General features: G+C 64.1%; 28 protein-coding genes. 14 read left to right on the forward strand and 14 right to left on the reverse strand.

Features of this window, described 5'->3' with window-relative positions:
- Window positions 1-99: 99 nt before the first annotated feature.
- On the forward strand, window positions 100-783 hold the full coding sequence (locus KCN53_RS11500) for a S24 family peptidase (protein ID WP_088712308.1): 684 nt from the start codon (window positions 100-102) through the stop codon (window positions 781-783).
- Here the strand turns inward: KCN53_RS11500 and KCN53_RS11505 are convergent.
- Window positions 771-920: a hypothetical protein gene (locus KCN53_RS11505; RefSeq protein ID WP_172406214.1), complete on the reverse strand. Its 150-nt coding sequence runs from the start codon at window positions 918-920 to the stop codon at window positions 771-773. The two genes, KCN53_RS11500 and KCN53_RS11505, sit on opposite strands and share 13 nt — an antisense overlap.
- 152 nt (window positions 921-1,072) lie before the next feature.
- Between KCN53_RS11505 and KCN53_RS11510 the strand changes: the two genes are divergently transcribed.
- Entirely contained in the window at window positions 1,073-1,282 is a 210-nt protein-coding gene (locus KCN53_RS11510; RefSeq protein WP_088712307.1) for a hypothetical protein, read from the forward strand.
- On the opposite strand, the gene KCN53_RS11515 is transcribed toward KCN53_RS11510, so the two are convergent.
- Window positions 1,242-1,907, reverse strand: coding sequence for a TetR/AcrR family transcriptional regulator (locus KCN53_RS11515; RefSeq protein ID WP_143712214.1), 666 nt, complete (start codon window positions 1,905-1,907; stop codon window positions 1,242-1,244). The two genes, KCN53_RS11510 and KCN53_RS11515, sit on opposite strands and share 41 nt — an antisense overlap.
- Window positions 1,908-1,935: 28 nt before the next feature.
- Here KCN53_RS11515 and KCN53_RS11520 point away from each other — a divergent pair, with 28 nt between their 5' ends.
- Window positions 1,936-2,346 (forward strand): acyl-CoA thioesterase, encoded by a 411-nt coding sequence (locus tag KCN53_RS11520; RefSeq protein ID WP_088712305.1) that lies wholly within the window; start codon window positions 1,936-1,938, stop codon window positions 2,344-2,346.
- Between the two features lie 14 nt (window positions 2,347-2,360).
- On the opposite strand, the gene KCN53_RS11525 is transcribed toward KCN53_RS11520, so the two are convergent.
- Window positions 2,361-2,651: a hypothetical protein gene (locus KCN53_RS11525; protein ID WP_088712304.1), complete on the reverse strand. Its 291-nt coding sequence runs from the start codon at window positions 2,649-2,651 to the stop codon at window positions 2,361-2,363.
- Between the two features lie 52 nt (window positions 2,652-2,703).
- Entirely contained in the window at window positions 2,704-3,285 is a 582-nt protein-coding gene (locus KCN53_RS11530; protein ID WP_088712303.1) for a YqaA family protein, read from the reverse strand.
- Window positions 3,286-3,418: 133 nt separating this feature from the next.
- Here KCN53_RS11530 and KCN53_RS11535 point away from each other — a divergent pair, with 133 nt between their 5' ends.
- Complete coding sequence (locus KCN53_RS11535) at window positions 3,419-3,802, forward strand: response regulator (RefSeq protein ID WP_088712302.1); 384 nt, start codon at window positions 3,419-3,421, stop codon at window positions 3,800-3,802.
- On the opposite strand, the gene KCN53_RS11540 is transcribed toward KCN53_RS11535, so the two are convergent.
- The 4 genes from KCN53_RS11540 to rpsU are packed head-to-tail and all read right to left on the reverse strand — an operon-like array spanning window position 3,795 to window position 5,718.
- Window positions 3,795-4,394, reverse strand: a complete 600-nt coding sequence (locus KCN53_RS11540) for a heme exporter protein CcmB (protein ID WP_088712301.1) — start codon at window positions 4,392-4,394, stop codon at window positions 3,795-3,797. The genes KCN53_RS11535 and KCN53_RS11540 overlap by 8 nt on opposite strands.
- Complete coding sequence (ccmA, locus tag KCN53_RS11545) at window positions 4,391-4,954, reverse strand: heme ABC exporter ATP-binding protein CcmA (RefSeq protein WP_088712300.1); 564 nt, start codon at window positions 4,952-4,954, stop codon at window positions 4,391-4,393. The genes KCN53_RS11540 and ccmA overlap by 4 nt, the downstream gene beginning before the upstream one ends.
- Window positions 4,955-4,966: 12 nt before the next feature.
- Window positions 4,967-5,461: an FKBP-type peptidyl-prolyl cis-trans isomerase gene (locus tag KCN53_RS11550; protein WP_088712299.1), complete on the reverse strand. Its 495-nt coding sequence runs from the start codon at window positions 5,459-5,461 to the stop codon at window positions 4,967-4,969.
- A gap of 50 nt (window positions 5,462-5,511) precedes the next feature.
- Window positions 5,512-5,718 (reverse strand): 30S ribosomal protein S21, encoded by a 207-nt coding sequence (rpsU, locus tag KCN53_RS11555; RefSeq protein WP_008603513.1) that lies wholly within the window; start codon window positions 5,716-5,718, stop codon window positions 5,512-5,514.
- A gap of 249 nt (window positions 5,719-5,967) precedes the next feature.
- Here rpsU and KCN53_RS11560 point away from each other — a divergent pair, with 249 nt between their 5' ends.
- From KCN53_RS11560 to ssb, 4 genes are all read left to right on the forward strand, one after another.
- Entirely contained in the window at window positions 5,968-6,699 is a 732-nt protein-coding gene (locus tag KCN53_RS11560; RefSeq protein WP_317988421.1) for a COQ9 family protein, read from the forward strand.
- A gap of 89 nt (window positions 6,700-6,788) precedes the next feature.
- The gene (locus KCN53_RS11565) at window positions 6,789-7,049 is read left to right on the forward strand and encodes a FeoA family protein (protein WP_088712298.1); all 261 of its coding nucleotides are present in this window, start codon (window positions 6,789-6,791) and stop codon (window positions 7,047-7,049) included.
- An 8-nt stretch (window positions 7,050-7,057) separates the two neighbouring features.
- A complete protein-coding gene (gene feoB / locus KCN53_RS11570; protein WP_088712297.1) occupies window positions 7,058-8,905 on the forward strand; it encodes a ferrous iron transporter B in 1,848 nt (615 codons plus the stop codon).
- Window positions 8,906-8,925: 20 nt separating this feature from the next.
- Window positions 8,926-9,441, forward strand: coding sequence for a single-stranded DNA-binding protein (gene ssb, locus KCN53_RS11575; protein ID WP_088712296.1), 516 nt, complete (start codon window positions 8,926-8,928; stop codon window positions 9,439-9,441).
- Between the two features lie 41 nt (window positions 9,442-9,482).
- Here the strand turns inward: ssb and KCN53_RS11580 are convergent, their stop codons facing one another.
- Window positions 9,483-10,019, reverse strand: coding sequence for a YceD family protein (locus tag KCN53_RS11580; protein WP_088712295.1), 537 nt, complete (start codon window positions 10,017-10,019; stop codon window positions 9,483-9,485).
- Window positions 10,016-10,546: a ubiquinol-cytochrome C chaperone family protein gene (locus tag KCN53_RS11585; protein WP_088712294.1), complete on the reverse strand. Its 531-nt coding sequence runs from the start codon at window positions 10,544-10,546 to the stop codon at window positions 10,016-10,018. The genes KCN53_RS11580 and KCN53_RS11585 overlap by 4 nt, the downstream gene beginning before the upstream one ends.
- Before the next feature lie 99 nt (window positions 10,547-10,645).
- Between KCN53_RS11585 and KCN53_RS11590 the strand changes: the two genes are divergently transcribed.
- On the forward strand, window positions 10,646-11,131 hold the full coding sequence (locus KCN53_RS11590; protein WP_088712293.1) for an outer membrane protein assembly factor BamE: 486 nt from the start codon (window positions 10,646-10,648) through the stop codon (window positions 11,129-11,131).
- 16 nt (window positions 11,132-11,147) lie between these two features.
- Here the strand turns inward: KCN53_RS11590 and gltX are convergent, their stop codons facing one another.
- From gltX to KCN53_RS11605, 3 genes are read right to left on the reverse strand one after another with little or no spacing between them, the layout of a single operon-like run.
- Complete coding sequence (gltX, locus tag KCN53_RS11595; protein ID WP_088712292.1) at window positions 11,148-12,473, reverse strand: glutamate--tRNA ligase; 1,326 nt, start codon at window positions 12,471-12,473, stop codon at window positions 11,148-11,150.
- Window positions 12,474-12,477: 4 nt separating this feature from the next.
- Window positions 12,478-12,822 carry an arsenate reductase family protein gene (locus KCN53_RS11600; protein WP_088712291.1) on the reverse strand — a complete coding sequence of 115 codons (345 nt, stop codon included), beginning with the start codon at window positions 12,820-12,822 and terminating at the stop codon, window positions 12,478-12,480.
- A 2-nt stretch (window positions 12,823-12,824) separates the two neighbouring features.
- A complete protein-coding gene (locus KCN53_RS11605) occupies window positions 12,825-14,327 on the reverse strand; it encodes an amidase (RefSeq protein WP_088712290.1) in 1,503 nt (500 codons plus the stop codon).
- Between the two features lie 106 nt (window positions 14,328-14,433).
- Between KCN53_RS11605 and KCN53_RS11610 the strand changes: the two genes are divergently transcribed.
- Window positions 14,434-15,027, forward strand: a complete 594-nt coding sequence (locus KCN53_RS11610; protein WP_088712289.1) for a DUF938 domain-containing protein — start codon at window positions 14,434-14,436, stop codon at window positions 15,025-15,027.
- Here KCN53_RS11610 and KCN53_RS11615 read toward each other — a convergent pair.
- A complete protein-coding gene (locus tag KCN53_RS11615; protein ID WP_088712288.1) occupies window positions 15,024-15,386 on the reverse strand; it encodes a SpoIIAA family protein in 363 nt (120 codons plus the stop codon). The two genes, KCN53_RS11610 and KCN53_RS11615, sit on opposite strands and share 4 nt — an antisense overlap.
- A gap of 111 nt (window positions 15,387-15,497) precedes the next feature.
- Here KCN53_RS11615 and KCN53_RS11620 point away from each other — a divergent pair, with 111 nt between their 5' ends.
- The 4 genes from KCN53_RS11620 to KCN53_RS11635 are packed head-to-tail and all read left to right on the forward strand — an operon-like array spanning window position 15,498 to window position 19,534.
- Window positions 15,498-16,889 carry a circularly permuted type 2 ATP-grasp protein gene (locus KCN53_RS11620; RefSeq protein WP_088712287.1) on the forward strand — a complete coding sequence of 464 codons (1,392 nt, stop codon included), beginning with the start codon at window positions 15,498-15,500 and terminating at the stop codon, window positions 16,887-16,889.
- Window positions 16,889-17,824, forward strand: a complete 936-nt coding sequence (locus KCN53_RS11625) for an alpha-E domain-containing protein (protein WP_088712286.1) — start codon at window positions 16,889-16,891, stop codon at window positions 17,822-17,824. The genes KCN53_RS11620 and KCN53_RS11625 overlap by 1 nt, the downstream gene beginning before the upstream one ends.
- Before the next feature lie 13 nt (window positions 17,825-17,837).
- Complete coding sequence (locus KCN53_RS11630; protein ID WP_088712285.1) at window positions 17,838-18,704, forward strand: transglutaminase family protein; 867 nt, start codon at window positions 17,838-17,840, stop codon at window positions 18,702-18,704.
- Window positions 18,705-18,727: 23 nt separating this feature from the next.
- The gene (locus KCN53_RS11635; RefSeq protein ID WP_224199630.1) at window positions 18,728-19,534 is read left to right on the forward strand and encodes a peptidase; all 807 of its coding nucleotides are present in this window, start codon (window positions 18,728-18,730) and stop codon (window positions 19,532-19,534) included.
- Window positions 19,535-19,553 lie beyond the last annotated feature (19 nt).

Below are 19,553 nucleotides of genomic sequence, written 5' to 3' on the forward strand. Positions count from 1 at the left end.
AGGGTAGATCGATAAATTCCTATTATGCTAAGGAAAAAATGATCATATTGAATCTGTTCACTTTTTGTTCTAGTTAGTTCGAAACAGAGAAAGCTACCTGTGACTGATACCGATGCGGTCCGCAGACGACTCGACGAGCTGATTCGCGACAGTGCAGACGACTATGCTTCGGTATCGCGTCTGCTCGGTCGAAATGCGGCCTATATTCAGCAGTTTATAAAACGCGGCGTGCCAAAGAAGCTGGACGGCGACGATCGGCGGATCCTCGCGCGTCATTTCGGCGTTCGCGAAAGCGAACTGGGTGGCCCCCCGCCCTCGGTGAGAAGTGTTGCCGCCGGACACGAAACCGAGGGGAGAGATTTCCTACTGATTCCCTATTTCGCCGGAATCGGTGCTTCGGCGGGAGCGGGCGCCACCTTGGCGGACCGGGAGGATGCCGAAACCGCGCTCGCATTCCGTCGGGAATGGATCGGTCGGCTGGGGGTTTCGAAACCCGACGATCTGTCTGTCATTCGGGTGCAGGGAGATTCAATGCTACCCACGCTGGGAGATGGAGACCCGATTCTCGTCGACCGCGGCGACACGGCCGAGAGACTGCGCGACGGCATCTATGTCATGCGTAGCGAGGAGACGCTGATCGTGAAGCGGGTCACCCGCAGCCCGGCAAGCCATATGGTCCGTGTGACCAGCGACAATCCGGTCTATCCGGATATCGGTGACTGCGACCCGGCGGACATCGACCTGATCGGGCGGGTGGTCTGGGTCGGGCGTCAGCTACGCTGAACCACCGCGATGATGATCGCCAGCAGAATGCCGACGCCGAGGCCGGCGATGGCGCCAAGCGACGGCTGACCCACGAAGATACCTGTAAACGCCCCGGCGAGCAGGCACAGGGCAATCAGAATTCCGGCAATCTGCATCGGTCGTTACGCCACCTTTGTTTCGTTTTGGTACATCTGGATCGGCCTCGGGGTTAGTTTGCGGCCTATCCGGGGACGCCAGAGGCACGGATTTCCCCGGAAATTCCTTTGGCACGGTTCCTGCTTTTACGTTCGGACAAGGAGTTCGATACGTGTACCTGCAAAGCCTGACCGACCGCCAGTCATTCGACGCCGCTTCCGACCTTGTCGCCGAACATGGCGACGAAGCCGTGCTGGAAGCCGCGCTCCTCGCCGACGTTCATCGATCGCGCGGCGACGAGCGGAGCTTCGCCCAGTGGCGCACCGTCGAACGGGCGATCCTCATGCTTCAACTCGTCGATGTCGTAGGCGAGGTTCACTAGCCGCAGTGGCGCGCCGTTCGCGGCTGCGGGCACGCGTCTGGAGCCGCAGCAATGCCTCGAGGCTGGTCGCAACCTGAGCGCGTACCTCGTCCTCCGGGATATCCAGCTCCTCGGCGAGGTCACTGACGACGAGAGCGTGCCCCAGAGCGGGCAGTAGCACCGCGAGCGTTACGCGGGCGGAGTCGATTTTCCGGCGGCCAGGAACAGAGCCCGTAAGCGCCTCCACGAGATCCGCGACCGCGGCATGGAAGGGGGCAAGGTCGGCGCGTTTCCCGGACAATTCGACCCAGGCGATCATGCGCGTCGCCCCGCCGCGCCCAAAGGCATCGAACACCGTGTCGACGATTTCACGGGGGTTGGCCCGACCGCCGCGCATTTCCTCGGCGAGGTGCCGCACGATCGACGTCAGCTCTCTGGTCATTGTGCCGATCAGGGCGGCATGCAAGCCACCCACCGAGCCGAAATGATGTGTGATGTTGCCATGCGTCATGTCCAGACGCGTGGCGACCGCCTTCAACGTCACGGCCTGGGGACCGTCGCTCAGAAGCAGGTCCCGGGCCGCCGCCACCGCATCCTCACGAACTTCGTCTGGGGTTCGCCGAGACTTGCGGATTGTTATTGGCATCGGTGACAATAGCCCTATATTGACAGGTATGACCGCGTTTCAACTCGATCACCCGCTCGATATCGAAGAAGCGCATATCGACCATATGGGTCATGTGAACAATGCCGTTTACCTGAACTGGGTGCAGGAAGCGGTGATCAGCCATTGGAAGCGCATCGCTCCAGAAGCGGCGCAAGCGCGCTATCTCTGGGTCGCGCTGAAGCATGAGATCACCTACCGCAAGGCCGCCTTTCTTGAAGACCAGCTTACTGCGTCCGTCATGCTGCAGAAGGTGAAGGGCGTGCGCGCCTTCTATCGGACCATCATAAGACGCGGCGAGGAAGTACTGGCCGAAGTCGAGAGCACTTGGTGCAGCGTCGATGCGGATTCGCATCGGCCCGTCCGCGTCGCCCGCGACATCGTCCGCAAGGCCCTCGGCGAACCGCCCGCTACAGCCTAGCGCGACACGCGCCCTCAGCTATGGGGCGCGTAAGCCGGCAGCGGATCCTTGTTGGTCTCGGGCAGATCGCCGACGCCCGAATCCTCGGCTTTGCCGCCGGGGATGTATTTCGACAACGGCCCGTCCTTCAGCGAGCGAACCGCCGCCAGTCCGCCCACGACGGCCAGACCGCCGAGCGCAAGCTTGCGAAACCTGCGTGAGGCAAGGCCATAGCCGATCGCCGCACCGGCAGGACCGCCGACAGCCGTTCCGACCTGCCGTGCGACCTTTCGGCCAATCGTCGCCCCGATGAATTTCCCAAGCATGAACAACCTCCTTGTCTGGATATGCAAAGCCCGGCGGCGGGCCGCGGTTCCGCTACAGGAGGTAGTGAATCGCCGCGAAGCCCGCGACGATAAGCAAGGCGACGAGGATGGTGATCAGGCCGAAATGGCGGTCGATCAGCCGCTTCACCGGTTCTCCGAACAATTTGAGCAGTCCGGCGAGCAGGAAAAAGCGGGCGCCCCGTCCAACGATACTGGCTGCCAACATGGAATAGATCGACATGCCGGTCATGCCGCTGGCAATCGTGATCACCTTGAACGGAATGGGAGTGAATCCGGCCAGGAGGACGATTGCCACGCCCTCCTCGTTGAATGCAGCCTGGATTTCCGCGAATTTGTCCTCGGCTCCATAGAAGGAGACGATGGGTGCACCGATCACCTCGAAGAAGCTGGCGCCGATGATCCAGCCCAGGGCCGCGCCGCAAACGGACGCAAAGGTGCAAATTCCGGCCAGCCTCAAGGCACGGTGCGGCCTCGCCAGCGCCATGGGCACCAGCATGACGTCGGGCGGGATCGGGAACACACTCGATTCCAGGAACGACACAAGCGCGAGCCAGCGCTCCGCCAACGGATTTGCCGCCTTCTCGAGCGTCCAGCGGTAAAGCGATTTCAGCATGGGTTGCGGCTAGGCCAGTCGCCCTTCAAAGACCAGCATGTTCGCGAGCCACGCCCGCGAAGCCTTGCATTCTGGGAACCTTTGCCATTCCCGAACATATGATGTTGACCACAGTTAGTTGCAAAGTCGCGCCATGCCCGAGAAAACACACGCCGGACTGACGGGTCGTCATATCCTGGTCGTGGAAGACGAAGTGCTGATCGCCCTCGATATCGAAACCGCGCTCGAAATGCAGGGTGCGAAGGTCCATGGCCCTATCACCCGCCTTGCGGAGGGCCTCTCGATCGCGGAGAATTCCGCCGAGGAATTCGACGGCGCCATTCTGGACATCAATCTGCAGGGCGAAGAGGTTTTCCCCATCGCGGAAGTGCTTTCCGCCAAGGGCGTCCCCTTCCTGTTCCACACCGGTCACGGCGACAGCCGCACGCTGCAACAGCAATATGCCAAGGCGCCGGTGTGCAACAAACCCTGCCAGACCGAGACGCTGCTGAGCGAATTGGAACGCCTCGTCAGCTAGTGAGGCGCAGGGCCGGCCCCGCCGCCAACGGACATGTGAACAACAGGAATAGTGTCGCGGCGCCGAGCAGGCGCAGCTCCCCTGCGACGCCAAAGATGAGGACCGGGACCGCAAGCGGCAGGAGGACAAGCGTGGCGACCGCCTCGCCCTGCCGCGCCCCCGCCACGAGCGCGCCGCCTGTCACGCCGAGTGCGGCGAGAGCGATCGTTCCGAGGAGGAGCGGCAGCAGCAATGCAGCCGGGTCGGCATAGAGGAGCACGGCCCCCGCCAGCGACGCAAAGACGAGCGGAATCCCGACGCTGACCCATAAAGCGGCGATGCGGACGAGCGCTATCGTCTCGCAGGCCAAACCGGATATCCGCAGCTGGTCGAGAACACCCGAATCGACATCGGCCCTGAACAGGGTGGCCACGGGAAGGAGAAAGGCGAGCAGGGTCCCCGTCCATACGGTTGCCGGTCCCGTCCGCTCAAGCAGGTCCCGGTCCGGCCCTCCCGCAAACGTCGCGACAATGAGCACTAACAGGAAGAAGGCGACCGGGAGAAACGCATCGCCGGGACGTATATGCCTGCGAAAGAGCGCAAGGCCCGTCATGCTCTTGCGCCCAGATCGAGAATCTTGCTCTCGGCGAAGCGGGTTTCCCGGTGCGTCGCGATCAGGGCAGCGCCGCCGGCCTCTGCATGGTCCGCAATCACCCGGTCGAGATTGGAGAGATTGGCATCGTCGAGGCCGGCACCGGGCTCATCGAGGAGCCAGATGCCGGCGCCGCTTGCCGCGAGGCGCGCCAGGGCGGCGCGGCGCTGCTGGCCCTGAGATAGCGAGCGCATGGGAAGGTCCACCAGCGCGGAGAGGCCGAAGCGGCCGAGCGCGGCGAGGTCGGCGCCCCAGAATCGAAACTCGGCGCCCAGAGACCGCTGCGCGTCGAAGCCATTCGCATGGCCGAGATAAGAGAGTTTCCCGTTTCGCCGCACCTCCCCCGCCGACGGGGGCAGCAATCCGGCCAAAATACGGAGCAGCGTCGATTTTCCGCTGCCGTTCGGACCGGTCAGGCGGACGACCTCACCCGGAGCAAGCGAGACGCCGATTTCGGTGAACAGCGTCCGGGAGCCCCGTTCGGCAGCGAGCCCCTCGCACGCCAGAAGCGGAGCGGTCACCGGGCCGGCAGGTCAGCCGCGCGGGCCGGCCTGTCCCACGTCAAGCAGTTCGACGTCGAAAGTCAGGTCGCTGTTCGGCGGAATGTAGCCGTCGGCAGCCCCCTCGGCGCCGTAGGCAAGGTCCGACGGCACCTGAAACCGGTAGCGCGAACCGGGCTTCATGAGCTGAAGCCCCTCGGTCCAGCCCGGGATCACTTGGCTCACGCCGAAGACCGAAGGAGAACCGCGCTGATAGCTGGAGTCGAATACCGTCCCGTCCTCCAGCGATCCCTCATAGTGGACGAGGACCTGGTCGTTCGGACCCGGTGTTTCCCCCTCGCCTTCTCGCAGGACCTGATAACGCAGGCCGCTTTCGGTCTCGATCATGCGCAGATGCGCCGTCCCGATGAAGGAAAAGGCGCCCATCGCGACGACCGCGACCAGCAGCAATACGAGCCAGAAGGCAATGCCCTGCTGACGCACTTCGGAGCCGGGCATCGGATCGGTAATGGTAGAACGCTTGGCCATGAGCCCCGCCTAAAGGGTCGAAAGGGAATAGGAAAGCGGAGATGCCGCGCTTAGCGGATCCCGTCGCGCTCCATCCGCTTCCGCTCCAGCTTGCGCGCGCGGCGGATCGCGGCGGCACGCTCGCGGGCACGCTTCTCGGAGGGCTTTTCGTAATGACGGCGCAGCTTCATCTCGCGGTAGACGCCTTCACGCTGCAGCTTCTTCTTGAGCGCGCGCAGCGCCTGGTCGACATTATTGTCACGAACGATGATTTGCATGCGGGTTCCGTCACTCCAGTCAGAAATTATAAGCACAATGCATATTGGCCGCGCAGACAGGGCTGCACGGCGAAAACGGCGCGTCTTTATCAGCGATGCCTGAAGAGAGCAACATCTTAACCGGCGAACGCGGGCAGACAAGGGCCTGGCACGGAAGAGCTTCCAGCCCCCTCACCCGGAGTGAAGTCCGGCGTGGCGGGTCGCCGCGCCGCCTTGCACACCGGCGCCGCAAGGCGCAGTGTGACGGCAATGAACAGCAACGACACTCCCGAGCCCGGAAAATCTCCGTCGTCGGTGCCGCAGACCGACCTGCCGCCGTCCGAGATGACGCCATCCGAGATGACGCTCGACGAGCTGCGGCCTGTTCTGGTGCGCGAAATGTTGCCGGACATCGCGTTCGACGGCTGGACGATCAGGGCTGCCGAAGCGGCGGCCGAGCGTCTCGGCGTTCCTGCCGAGCGCGCACGCCTCTGTTTCCCGCGGCGCGAGCGCGACATGATCGAGGGTTGGGTCGAGCTGTCCGACGCCGACATGGTGGAGGCCATGGCGCGCGAGGGGGTGGCAGACATGAAAATCCGCGACCGCATCCGCCGCGGCGTCGAGATCCGCCTGGAGCAGGCCGCCCCGTACCGCGAAGCCGTGCGGGAAGCCCTGAAAATTCTCGGCCGCCCACAGAATGCCGCTTACGCTGCCCGCAGCCTTTGGCGCACCGCCGACCGGATGTGGCGCGCGGCCGGCGACACGGCGACGGACCTGAACCACTATACCAAACGCGCGACCCTATCCGGCGTCTATTCCTCGACGCTGATCTACTGGCTGCAGGATGACAGCGAAGAGTTTGCCGAGACACGCGCCTTCCTGGACCGCCGGATCGACGATGTCATGAAGATCGAAAAGGCGAAGGCCGAGATACGGAAGGCACGCGGGAACCTTCCCAATCCCATCCGTTTCCTCGGCCGGCTACGCTACCCAGGCGTCTGATCCCGGAACCTCGCAGTCGTTGGCTTGCAACCCCTAGGAATCCTGCACTTCGCCTGCTAACGGTTCGCAATAACCCTCGGGAACCCAGCATGCTGATCTGCGACCTTCGACCGGGCGTTCGCGCCGTCATCGACACCATCGACGCCGCCCCGGCCGACGAAAAGCGCCTGCGCGAGCACGGCTTCGACGAAGGCGTCGAGGTGGAGTTGCTGCACCGCGCCGCATTCGGCGCCGATCCCGTCGCCGTACGGGTCGGCAATGCGTCCGTTGCTCTGCGTCGCAGCATGGCGGCGCATATAACCGTGTCGATTCGCGAGGGAGCCGAACTCACCCCCCAGGCTGCGGAGTAGGCCAGCCCATGTCCAGTGTCGCCGCGGCCCCGGCGGTCGCCCTCGTCGGAAATCCGAACGCCGGCAAGACCAGCCTGTTCAACGCACTCACCGGCGCGCGGCAGAAAGTGGCGAACTATCCGGGCGTCACGGTCGAACGGAAAGTCGGCGTCCTGCGCCTTCCCGACGGGTCCTCCGCCGACCTGATCGACCTGCCCGGCGCTTATAGCCTCGACCCCCGCTCACCCGACGAGATGGTCACGCGGGACGTTCTTCTGGGTCGGCAGGAAGGTGAGGCGGAACCGCGCGCGGTCATTGCCGTCGTCGATGCGACGAACCTGTCCAACCAGCTTCGCTTCGTTCTCGAGCTCGTTCAGCTCGGCCGGCCCGTCGTCGTAGCGCTCAACATGATGGACCTCGCGCAGCGCGACGGTCTCACGATCGACAGGGCCGCACTCGAGCGCGAACTCGGCATTCCGGTCGTCGAAACCGTCGCCGTACGCCGCCGGGGCCTCGAAGGGCTTGCCGATACCGTGCTGCCTTTGCTCGGCGATGCCCAAAAAGCGTCTCTGCCGCAGCTCGATACGCGCGCGCTTCAGCGGCGGGCGCGGGACATCGCCAATGCGGTTGTCAGTGGCGGCAACCAAGCCGGCGGCTTCACCCGCCGCCTCGACAGGCTGTTCCTGCACCCCCTTGCCGGCCCGCTGATCCTCGCAGCCATTCTGTTCCTGATGTTCCAGGCCGTGTTCGCCTGGGCCAGCGCGCCGCAGGACTGGATCGATGGCGGGATCGCTGCGCTTCAGAACCTGACCGTCGACCTGATGCCGCCAGGCGTCATCAGGGACTTCATCATCGAGGGTCTGCTGGCGGGTGTCGGCGCGGTGATCATCTTCCTGCCGCAAATCGTGATCCTGTTCGCCTTCATCCTTGTCCTCGAACAGTCCGGCTACATGGTCCGGGCAGCCTTTCTGATGGACAAGCTGATGGCGAGCGTCGGCCTGTCCGGCCGGTCCTTCATTCCGCTCCTCTCCAGCTTTGCCTGCGCCATTCCGGGGATCATGGCGACGCGCACCATCGCCGATCCGAAAGACCGGATGACGACGATCATGATCGCACCGCTGATGACCTGTTCCGCGCGGCTGCCGGTCTATGCGGTGATCATCGCGGCCTTCATTCCCAGCACGAATGTCGGACCCTTCGGACTGCAGGGCCTCGTCCTGTTCGGCCTCTACGCCTTCGGCATCGTCGGAGCGCTTGTCGCCGCGCTCGCGCTGCGGCGGACAGTCACCCGCGGCACGGGGACCGGCTTCATGATGGAAATGCCGAAATATCAGGTGCCGGCGCTGCGCGACCTGATGATCGGCATCTGGCAGCGTGCCTATGCCTTCCTGCGCCGAGCAGGCACCATCATCCTGGCGGCAACGGTCGTCCTGTGGCTGTTCGCAAGCTATCCCGTGGCCCCGGAAGGCGAAAGCCAGGTCGACTATTCTCTCGCCGGGCGGATCGGCAGCGGCATCGAAACGGTGGTCAGCCCGATCGGCTTCAACCGGGACATCGCCATTGCGCTGGTACCCGCCATGGCGGCGCGGGAAGTCGCAGTCGCGGCACTCGGCACGGTGTACGCCATCGATTCGGAGGACGAGGAAGTGCTGGAGGGACAGCTTGCCAGCCGGCTGGGGGCCTCATGGTCGCTTCCGACTGCGCTTGCCTTCCTGGCCTGGTTCGTCTTCGCGCCGCAGTGCATCTCGACCTTTGCGGTTACGCGACGCGAAACCAACTCGTGGCGCTGGCCGGTTTTCATGTTCGCATACCTGTTCGCGATGGCCTATGTCGGTGCCGGACTCACCTATTGGATCGCCAGCGCTCTGCTTGGCTGACATAATTTTGAAGGGGACTTATGGCCGGCTCGCTCAACAAGGTCATGCTTATCGGAAATCTCGGGCAGGATCCCGAATTCCGCTCGTTCGCGAATGGCGGGGAGGTGTGCAACCTGCGCATCGCGACCTCGCGCACCTGGCGCGACCGCCAGAGCGGCGAACGCCGCGAGAATACCCAGTGGCACTCCGTAGCCATCTTCAACGAAAACCTGGTGAAGGTGGCGCGCGACTATCTGAAAAAGGGCATGAAGATCTACGTCGAGGGCGAGTTGCAGACCCGCAAATGGCAGGATCAGAACGGCCAGGACCGCTACTCGACCGAGGTCGTACTGCAATCCTATCGCGGCGAACTGCAGATGCTGGACAGCCGTGATGGCGGCGGCGGATCGGGCGGTGGTTATGGCGGCGGATCCGGTGGGTCGGGCGGCGGCTATGGCGGCGACTCGTCCTATGGCGGCGGATCCGGTGGCGGCGGCGGATCGCGTCCGCAAAGGCCGACATATGACGACGAGCTGGACGACGACGTCCCGTTCTGAGCACTTGGGGCAGGACCGGCCCGGGGGGCCGGCCCATGGCCTCAGTTCTTCAGTTTCGAAAATGGCGAGGCGGACATGCGGTCCGCCTCTTCCTGCGCCGCGGCCTCTTCTTCGGTCATGAGATGCCGACGCGCTTCGGCCAGCGTCGTTTCGGCGGCGCGCGGATAGGGATCGAGGCCAAGCGCAAAGGTCATGGCCGCAATCTCGCCCAAATCTATGCGCCCACCTTCCAGGGGTAACCGGTCGAGATCGACTTCGCCGAGTTCCAGCTCATCGTCACCGGGGATGTCCGGAAGACCTTCGACCAGCAGGATGTCGACGCGTTCCTCGATCGACTGGGCTACTTCCTCTGCGGACACCACACAGGAAGCCACGGCCTCTCCGTAGACGGTGCCGCGGACCTCGACGCCCTCCGCCTTTTGCGCCAGTTCGAGGCTCGCGCCCAGCGACTCGATCCGGATAAGATCGAAACGGCGGGCGAGAGCCTTGCGTTCGGTCTCGGTGGCCTCGATACTTTTCGCGAGACCGCCGCGAACCTCGTCCACCCTGACGATCCGCGAAAATTCAGCAGCGCTCATGCCGCCTCTCCCGACAGAAATGCCTGATCGGAAATCTGGCCCAGCCGCAGAACCTCTTCGCGCACGCGTTCGGCCATCCACTCAAGCGTCTCGGCATCGGCCTCGCCGCGATAGACATTGCGGTTCAGAGCGCGCCGCAGGCCCGTGCCCTGCCGGAAGGCGTCGCGATAGGCGCCGAGGCGCCCGCCCAGTGCCGACAGGGTGCGTCCCACTTGTTTGCCGATGGCCATATCTCCGATTCCGATCGTCCTCAAAGACGAATCCATGTCGTCGACGAAGCGTTCCGTCAGGAGGACGCCGAGCCGGTGGCTGCTGCGGCCTTCTATCGTTTCCAGCCGCAGGAGAAGCAGGCTCAGCATCAGCGCGACCATGTCGAAGCGGCCGTCGACGGTATCGGGCACATTACCCTCCCGATACCATTCGGGACGGCGCGCCTTCTCGACGACATCCCGGTACAGCGCAGCGGCGGCCTCCGCGATCTCGTTCGGCTTACGTCGAGAGAGGAAGGGAATCCTGAACCGTGACAAGGAGGTGGGTCCCTTCAGTTTCGCTTAAGGCTACGAGATACATTATAGACGCCTCCCGGCACGCTTGCCGGACCTTTCGACACCGCATAGTGAACCCGCATGAACTCCATCAAGACTTCTCTCGGCGGCGCGAACCTTCTTCTCCTTACGGTCGCTGCCTCTCTTACGCTTTCCGGCTGTGCGCGTATCCGCGACAATCAGGGCTATGTCCGCGATAACGAGCTGATTTCGGCTATCGCTCCGGGCGTGGACAACCGCGAATCGGTCGAACGGACGCTCGGACGGCCCACCTTCCAGTCGCAGTGGGACGACAGCATCTGGTATTATGTGTCGCGCAATACCGAACAGCTTGCCTTCCTTCCGCCCACGACGACGGGCCAGAATGTGACGCTCGTCCGCTTCGATCCCCAGGGCAATGTCGCTGCGGTCGAATCGCGCGAGGGCATGGATCAGGTTGCCTATTTCGACCCCTCGAGCGACGAGACGCCCGTCTTCGGCCGCGATACCGGCCTGTTCCAGGAGATTTTCGGGAATATCGGCCGCGTCAGTTCGATCCCGACGGGCGGCGGCGGCCCCACCAACTAAGTGGCCCGCCGGGCCGTTACCCGCGAAGCCGCCGGGCGGCCTCCTCGCGGCCGATAAGCGGCAGGATCGCGGCCATCTCTGGGCCGTGATCGCGGCCGGTAAGCGCACGGCGAAGCGGCAGGAACAGGGCCCGCCCCTTGCGTCCGGTGGATTGCTTCAGGTCGGCGGTGAGCCGCGACCAGAGCTGCTCCTCGCCGTCGAGCGACGACAACACCGCAGCAGCTTCGTTCAGAAATTCCCGATCCTCTTCGAGAGTGCTCCCGTCCGGGGCTTCGGTCACGACGGCCCACCAGTCGGCGGCTTCCGCGACCGTAGACAGGTTCGGCCGTATGGCGAGCCATCCCTCCTCACCCATTCCGTCCGGGAGGCGATCCGCCACTTCGTCGTAGGAAAGCTGATGGACGACCTTTGCGTTCAGCTGCTTCAGCTCGTCCGGATCGAACCGCGCCGGGGCCCGTCCGAACGCGGCAAAGTCGAACTGGTCGATCAGGGGCGCGCTGCTGAGAAATGGCTCGACGGGCTGTGACGTCCCGATCCGGCCAAGGAGATCGAGGATCGCCGCCGGTTCGATGCCGTCGCCGCGGAAACTCTCCAGCCCCGTCGATCCCAGACGCTTTGAAAACTTGCCTCCATCCGCATCCACCAGAAGCGACATATGCGCAAAGGAGGGCGCCTGCGCGCCGAGGGCGGAAAACATCTGCAGCTGCACGCCGGAATTGGTGACGTGGTCCTCGCCGCGGACCACATGCGTGATGCCCATGTCGATATCGTCGACAACGGACGGCAGCATGTAGAGGAAGCTGCCGTCGGCGCGGCGCACCACGGGGTCGCTGAGCGAGGCAGGGTCGACGTGACTCGGGCCGCGGATCAGGTCGGTCCAGCCGATCTCCTCGCCTTCATCCAGGCGAAAGCGCCAGTGCGGTCGGCGCCGTTCGCTTTCAAGTTTCGCGCGCTCCTCCCCGGTCAGACGCAGCGCGGCGCGGTCGTAGACGGGCGGCAATCCGCGAGACAGCTGGATCTTGCGGCGAACGTCGAGCTCTTCCGCCGTTTCGTAGGCCGGATAGATCCGCCCCTCCGCCCGTAATCGTTCGAAGGCCGCCTCATAGTTAGCCAGGCGGTCAGACTGCCTGACTTCGCCGTCCGGAGAGATGCCCAGCCAGTCGAGATCGCTGCGGATTGCCTCGGCAAAGCGCTCGTCGGAGCGGTCGCGGTCGGTATCGTCCAGCCGCAGGTGGAAGCGGCCCCCGCTCTGCCGGGCCGCCAGCCAGTTGACGATGGCCGTGCGAAGGTTGCCGACATGCAGATGGCCCGTCGGGCTGGGGGCGAACCGGAAAGCGGTCATATGATCAGCCGAGAAACTCCGCCACGGTATCGGCCGGCCGGCAGAGCTTCGCATCGTCGGCGGTGATGACGACCGGGCGGTTGATGAGGATCGGGTGCTCGGCCATTGCCGAAAGGACGGCTTCCTCGTCGTCCGACCCGCGAACACCCAGATCGGCGGCAAGCTGTTCCTTCGCCCGCAGGAGGTGCGAGGGTTTCATGTCACCCTTGTCGAGGACGGCCTCGATCTCGGCGCGCGACGGCGGGTCCTTCTGATAGTCGCGCAGCTCGTAGTCGATGCCGTTCTCCTCGAGCCAGGCCCGTACATTGCGTGCCGTTCCGCAGCGCGGATTGAACCAGAGTGTCACCATGTTCAGACCTCCCTGCCGCCGACCCAGATTGGCGGCGTACGCTCATACCAGGCCAGTTCGCGTTCCAGTTCATAGGCAAGCGCCAGCAGAACCGGCTCGGTTCCCGGCGCGCCGACGAACTGCATGCCGATGGGAAGGCCATCCGAGCTCATGCCCATGGGCAACGAAATGGCCGGCAGGCCCGCTGCGTTTTCGGAACCCGTGTAGGAGGCATAGTCCGTAAGGCGGCGCTGCTGCTCCTCATAGGGGACTGTCGGAGCAAGATATCCGATCGGCGCGGGCGGGCTGCCGAGCACCGGCGTGACCTGCACGTCATACTCCTCGAACTGCGCACGATAGGCCGCCTTGAAGGCTTCCAGACGCCCGACGACCTGGCCCTGCTGCTCGCGCGAATAGCTCGCGCCGCGCTGCGCCATTGCAAGCATCAGCGGTTCGAAATGCTGGCTGAGGTCGGCATCCTCGCCCAGCCCCGCCATTTGACGCGTGCTTTGCAGCCGCAGGGCGGCGCCCATCGTCCAGAGGCCGAGGAAGGTTTCGGCGAGGTCGGGTGCCATGAAGGAGGCGTCGGCGGCGCCCGTGCGGTGGCCGAGGCGTGACAGAAGCGCCATCGTCTCGTCGTAGACGCGGGCAACTTCCGGGTCGGGAAGGCTGCCGTCGGCACGGGCCACCCGCCCGCCGATCCTGAGCCGGCGCTCGTCGGGACCGGTGACCATCGGTGCGTCCGGATAGAGCGGTCCGCCCTGCGCAGCGTGGAAGGCCGCAGCGGTGTCCCGGACCGTGCGCGTCACGAACCCCTGGATCGACAGGTCGGTGGCGCTGTCATCCTCCGACTCGCCCGCCATGCGTCCGCGCGAGGCCTTCAACCCAACCAGGCCGCAGGCCGAGGCAGGAATACGGATCGAACCGCCACCGTCATTGGCATGCGCGATGGGAACGACGCCCGCAGCGACCGCAGCCGCGCTGCCGCCAGACGACCCGCCCGTCGAATGGCCCGTATTCCAGGGGTTGCGGGTCGCTCCGGTAAGCAGTGGTTCGGTCGTTGCGGTCAGGCCGAATTCGGGCAGGGTCGACCGTCCGATGGAAATCATGCCGGTCTCGGCGATCGCGGTGCGAAAGGGATCGGTTTCCGCAGCCACATATCCCCGCAGCGCCCGGGACCCCTGTGTGTAGGGCAGCCCCGCTTCCTTCAAATTGTCTTTTATCAGCGTCGGGACACCCGCCAGTGGCCCCGACGTTCCCTGGACCGCGACCTCTCGGGCCTGTTCGAAATTCGGCAGGGCGACAGCGTTCAGGTCGTCGTTGACCAGCCCCAGCCGGTAGATGGCCGCGTTGGTCAGTTCCAGCGCGCTGGCGCTGCCGCTGGACACGGCGGACGCGAGCGATACCGCATCCTTCCAACCGCCCGCGCCGGTCGACCTGACGGCGGTTGTACACGCACCGAGCGGGCCCGCCGCCGCAAGAGCCGTGGCGGCCTGCAGGAATTTTCGCCGGTCGATCCGTGTCATTGCATGATTCCCCCAAATACTTTCATTGCCGCGTTGCCTTAGGACCTGATCGGCCCGGGAATCAATCGGTGCTGGCAGGATGCGGCGGCTCGACTAGATAGCGTACATGACAAGCGCCCGCTCTCCCGCCGCGCAGCGAAACCGGACTGCTATCTGGACGACGCTGGCGCCGTTCTTGCCAGCCTCGGGAAGGGTCCTGATGATCGCCGAAGGGACCGGCGAGCATGCCGCCTATTTCGCGGCGCAGGCTCCGCAGCTCGACTGGCTGCCCAGCGATCCCGGCCCGGAAGCACGGTCCATCATCGCCGAGCGCAGGAAGGAGGAGGGCCTGACGAACCTCCTCGCGCCGATCGACCTGAATGCCGCCGCCGATAGCTGGCCTGTGGACGAGGCAGTTGCGATCACCTGCATCAACATGGTGCATATCTCGCCATGGTCTGCGACCGAGGGCCTGTTTCGCGGTGCAAGCCGCCTCCTGCCGGACGGCGCGTCCCTATATCTCTACGGCCCCTACCGCCGCGGCAGCAGGCCCTTGGAGCCCTCCAACGAACGCTTCGACGAGAGCTTGCGTGCCCGCGATGCGGCGTGGGGCCTGAGGGAGGTCGACGAGGTGGTGGCACTTGCCGACACGAACCACTTTTCGCTCGCGCTGCTCGAGGAAATGCCTGCCAACAACCTGTCGCTCGTCTTTCGGCGCTAAGCGGCGCTTTTCAGCCAGATTTTCGCCGCCTCAGCCGTCTCCGGCTCGAACGTCTTGACCTTGCCGGGAAACAGCCCGCCGAACAGGTCGCCCGCGGTTCGCATCCACGCCGCATCGGCAACGAGGGCAACATGGCTGATCTTCCCGATCAGCGGCAGCCCGAACTGGATGTCACGCACGAATGCCATGGGCTCCATGCCGGTGAACTTCTCGATCTTCTCAAGAAGGCGCAGGCGGCCGTGCATCTCGATGTCCTTCTCGATGAGGGGAACCACAGTGTCGAAGTCCCCGCTTTCGACTCGGCCTGAAACAATCAGGACACCATATCCCTCGCCCCCCACGGGCTCGTAGCTAAGCATTGCGGAATCCCTTGTAATTGGCGTCGTTTCGGAACAATCCTAACTCGTTCGCTTTGTCAGTGTAACATTCAATCAGGGGGACCGGCAGGCATTTCCGAACCATTTAGCGAGATGCGCGGCAGCGACGGCAACGTCCGCGAGGCCTATCAGAAACTGGAAAGCTGGCTGTCGGACATGCCGGTCGACGAGCTGGAACGTCGACACGCTGCAGCGGAACTGGCTTTCCGTCGCCTAGGCATCACCTTCGCCGTATATGGCGAAGAGGACGCCGACGAGAAGATCATCCCCTTCGACGTCATTCCCCGTATTGTCACGAACGATGAATTTGCCGGCATCGAGGAAGGGGTCGTTCAGCGCATCGAGGCCCTGAACCAGTTTCTCACCGACATCTACGGCCCCCGTGAAATCCTGAAGGCGGGGATCATCCCGCCGGAACTCGTACTCGCCAACCCGCAGTTCCAGCCCGTCATGACGCGCATCAAGCCGCCCGGCGGGATCTACTCGCATATCAGCGGCATCGACATGGTCCGCACGAAGGACGGCTTCTTCGTGCTTGAGGACAATCTCAGGACGCCCTCGGGCGTGGCCTATATGCTGGAAAACAGGGAGGCGATGCTGCGGCTGTTTCCGTCCCTGTTCCAGGATCACCGCGTTCGCCCCGTCGAAACCTATATCGATCACCTGCAGGACATGATGCGCGAGGTTGCGCCGTCCGGAATTCGCGGCGAGCCGCTCGGCGTCGTCCTGACCCCGGGCGCCTTCAACAGCGCCTATTACGAGCACAGTTTTCTTGCCGACAGGCTGGGTATCGAGCTTGTCGAGGGAACCGACCTCTTCGCAGAGGACCGCTTCATCTACATGCGCACGACCGAGGGACCGCAGCGCGTCGACGTCATCTACCGCCGTATCGACGATGATTTTCTCGATCCCCTCGCCTTCCGCCCGGACTCGATCCTGGGCGTAGCGGGACTGATGGATGCCTATGAAGCCGGAAATGTCACCGTCGTGAACGCGCCTGGCACCGGCGTGGCCGACGACAAGGCGATTTATTCCTACGTCCCCGAAATCGTGCGCTTCTACTCCGGCAAGGACGCGACGCTCGACAATGTGGAGACGTGGCGCTGCCGCGAGCCGGACGCGCTGAAATACACGCTCGACAATCTGCACGAACTGGTCGTCAAACGAGTCGATGCCTCCGGCGGTTACGGCATGCTGATCGGCCCGCAGGCCACCAAGGCCGAACTGGAAGAGTTTCGCGCCAGACTTCGCGACGACCCGGAGGGCTATATCGCCCAGCCCACCCTCTCGCTCAGCACCTGTCCCACCGTCTCCGGCAAGAATGTTTGCGAGCGCCACGTCGATCTGCGCGCCTTCGCCGTCTCGTCGCCCGAGGAAACACGGGTGGTGCCCGGCGGACTGACCCGCGTCGCGCTCAAGGAGGGGTCGCTCGTCGTGAATTCCAGCCAGGGCGGCGGCACCAAAGACAGTTGGGTGCTTGCCTGATGCTCAGCCGTACCGCCCGCTCGCTCTTCTGGCTCGGCCGTCATGTCGAACGCGCCGACTTCATCGCCCGTCTCATGGAGGCGGCCTACCGCTTCGAGGCCCTGCCCCAACCCGATCCCAATTCGGGCTGGCGAAGCGCCGTCGCCTCGTCCGGCACCGGCGGCTTGTTCGACGAATATGGCATTGTGGCGAACCGCGACACGGTCACCCATTTCCTGTCGCTCGATGCCGACAACCCGAGTTCGATCAGATCCTGCCTCGACAAGGCGCGGTTCGATGCGCGCGTGGTGCGCACGGCCCTGACCCGCGAAACCTTCGAGACGCTGAACCAGTCCTGGATCGAACTGCAGTCGCGCATCCGCCACGTGGACCGACCCATCGACATTCAGATGCTGATAGAGCGCGTGAAGCAGGAGGTCCGCAACTTCGAAGGGGCGATCTGGAGAACGCTCGTCCGCAGCGAGAACTTCTGGTTCATCCGGCTGGGCGTCGTCATCGAACGGGCCGACAATACGGCGCGCCTTCTCGACGTGAAATATCATACGCTCCTGCCCGAGGGTGAGGATGTGGGCGGCGCTCTCGACCAGGCTCAGTGGACCGCCGTCCTCAGGTCCGTCAGCGCCGTGACGGCCTATCGCCACATCTACCGGCAGAACCTCAAACCATGGCTGATCGCGGACCTGCTTCTTCTAAAAGAGGAAATCCCGCGAAGCCTGTGTCATTGCATGGACGTTGCGAGCGAATATCTGCACGACCTCAGGGCGCAGCATAGCCGCGTGGGCCCCGCTGACCGGCTGGCACGCCGCATGTCGGACAAGCTCAAGACGACGACGATCGAGGAAGTCTACGATTCCGGCCTGCACCAGTTTCTTCAGGATTTCATTTCGGAGAACAACCGGCTGAGCAACGAAATCGCCGAGCAGTTTTCTTTTTAGAGGGGCCGGGTCGATGCGCATCCATATCACGCACAGGACGGTCTACCGTTACGAAGAGCCGCCCCGGCGGCTGGTGCAGATGCTGCGCCTGACGCCCGACGACTTCGACGGACAGACCGTGGACGACTGGCTGATCGACCTGAATTGCAACGCGGACCTGATGAGGAACCGCGATGCCTATGGCAACATCACGCACCTTCTGACCGTGGAGGACCCGCCCCAGGAATGCGAGATCGTCGCAAAAGGAGCCGTGGATACGGAGGAGACGAGCGGCGTCGTCTCCGGCGCCAACGAACCGCTGCACCCGCTGGTCTTCCTGCGAACGACACCGCTCAGCCGTGTCAATCACGAGATCACCGAATTCGGCCGGGATGCCGTCGGCGACGCGACCGGCCTGGACGCCGCGCACCGCCTGCTCACCGCGCTCTACGACAGGATTTCCTTCGAGCCCGGCGTGACCGACGTCCATACCACCGCGATCGAAGCCTTCGACCGCGGTGCCGGCGTCTGCCAGGATCTCAGCCACCTGTTCTGCGGAATCGCGCGCGCTCTGAAGCTGCCCTCACGCTATGTTTCGGGACATTTGTTCCGGCAGGACGGAGAAAATGAGCAGAGCGCTGCCCACGCCTGGGCGGAAACCTATATAGAAGATCTGGGCTGGGTCGCCTTCGACCCGGCGCACGGGATCAGCACCGACGAGCATTATGTTCGCGTGGCCGTCGGCGCCGACTATCGCAGCGCAGCCCCCGTCGCGGGCACGCGGATCGGCGGCGGCGGAGAGGAGCTCGAAGTGTCCGCGAAAACCTCCGGCAAGCGATTAAGGCAGTCGCAGAGCCAGAGCAGCGGCGCTAAGGGACAGAGCCAGAGCCAGAACCAGTAAGTTAACCCCTCGGAACCTGATTTATGACCTATTGCGTGGGGATGCGTATCGACGCCGGCCTCGTCATGATGTCGGACAGCCGCACCAATGCCGGCGTGGACAATATCTCTTCATACCGGAAGCTGCATGTCTATGAGCGGCCGGATCGCTTCGTGGCCATCTGTACCGCCGGAAGCCTGTCTGTAACCCAAAGCGCGCTTCTGCGCCTCGACGAAGGCCTGGAAGGGTCCGACGAGCGCAAGCTCGAGACCATCGACAACCAGCCCAATATCTTTCGCATCGTCCGCCTGATCGGGCGTGCGCTTCACGAAGCGCGCGCGGAAGTCCGCGAAGCGCTGAAAGCCGACGGGATACGCTCCGGCGCCTCCCTGCTGGTCGGTGGCCGCGTGGGCGACGAGCCGCTCAAGCTGTTCCGGGTCTATGACGCCGGCAATGCGATAGAGTGCCGTCCCGAAAACCCGTTCCTGCAAATCGGCGAGATCAAATATGGCAAGCCGATCCTCGATCGCGCGCTGGCTTACGACACACGGATGAACGAAGCGGTGAAGCTCGGCCTGATCAGCTTCGATTCCACCATGCGGTCGAACCTGGCAGTCGGCCTTCCCATCGACATCGTCATGCTGCGCGCCGCCCCCGGCAGCCGGCCGCTCGAACATACGATCGAGGAAGACGACGAGTATTTCCGCAATCTCAGCCGCGACTGGTCTGAAAGCCTGAAACAAGCCACGGCCAGCATAGAGCGCCCTTCCTTTGTCCCGCCGCCGGTCGCACAGGCAACGGAGGACGATGAGGAGCATGGATTCCGGCAGGTGGGCGCGGCTGCCGAATAGCCTGCCGTTGCGGCGGCGA

The organism is Pacificimonas aurantium, from assembly GCF_020092905.1.
Lineage (GTDB): Bacteria > Pseudomonadota > Alphaproteobacteria > Sphingomonadales > Sphingomonadaceae > Pacificimonas > Pacificimonas aurantium.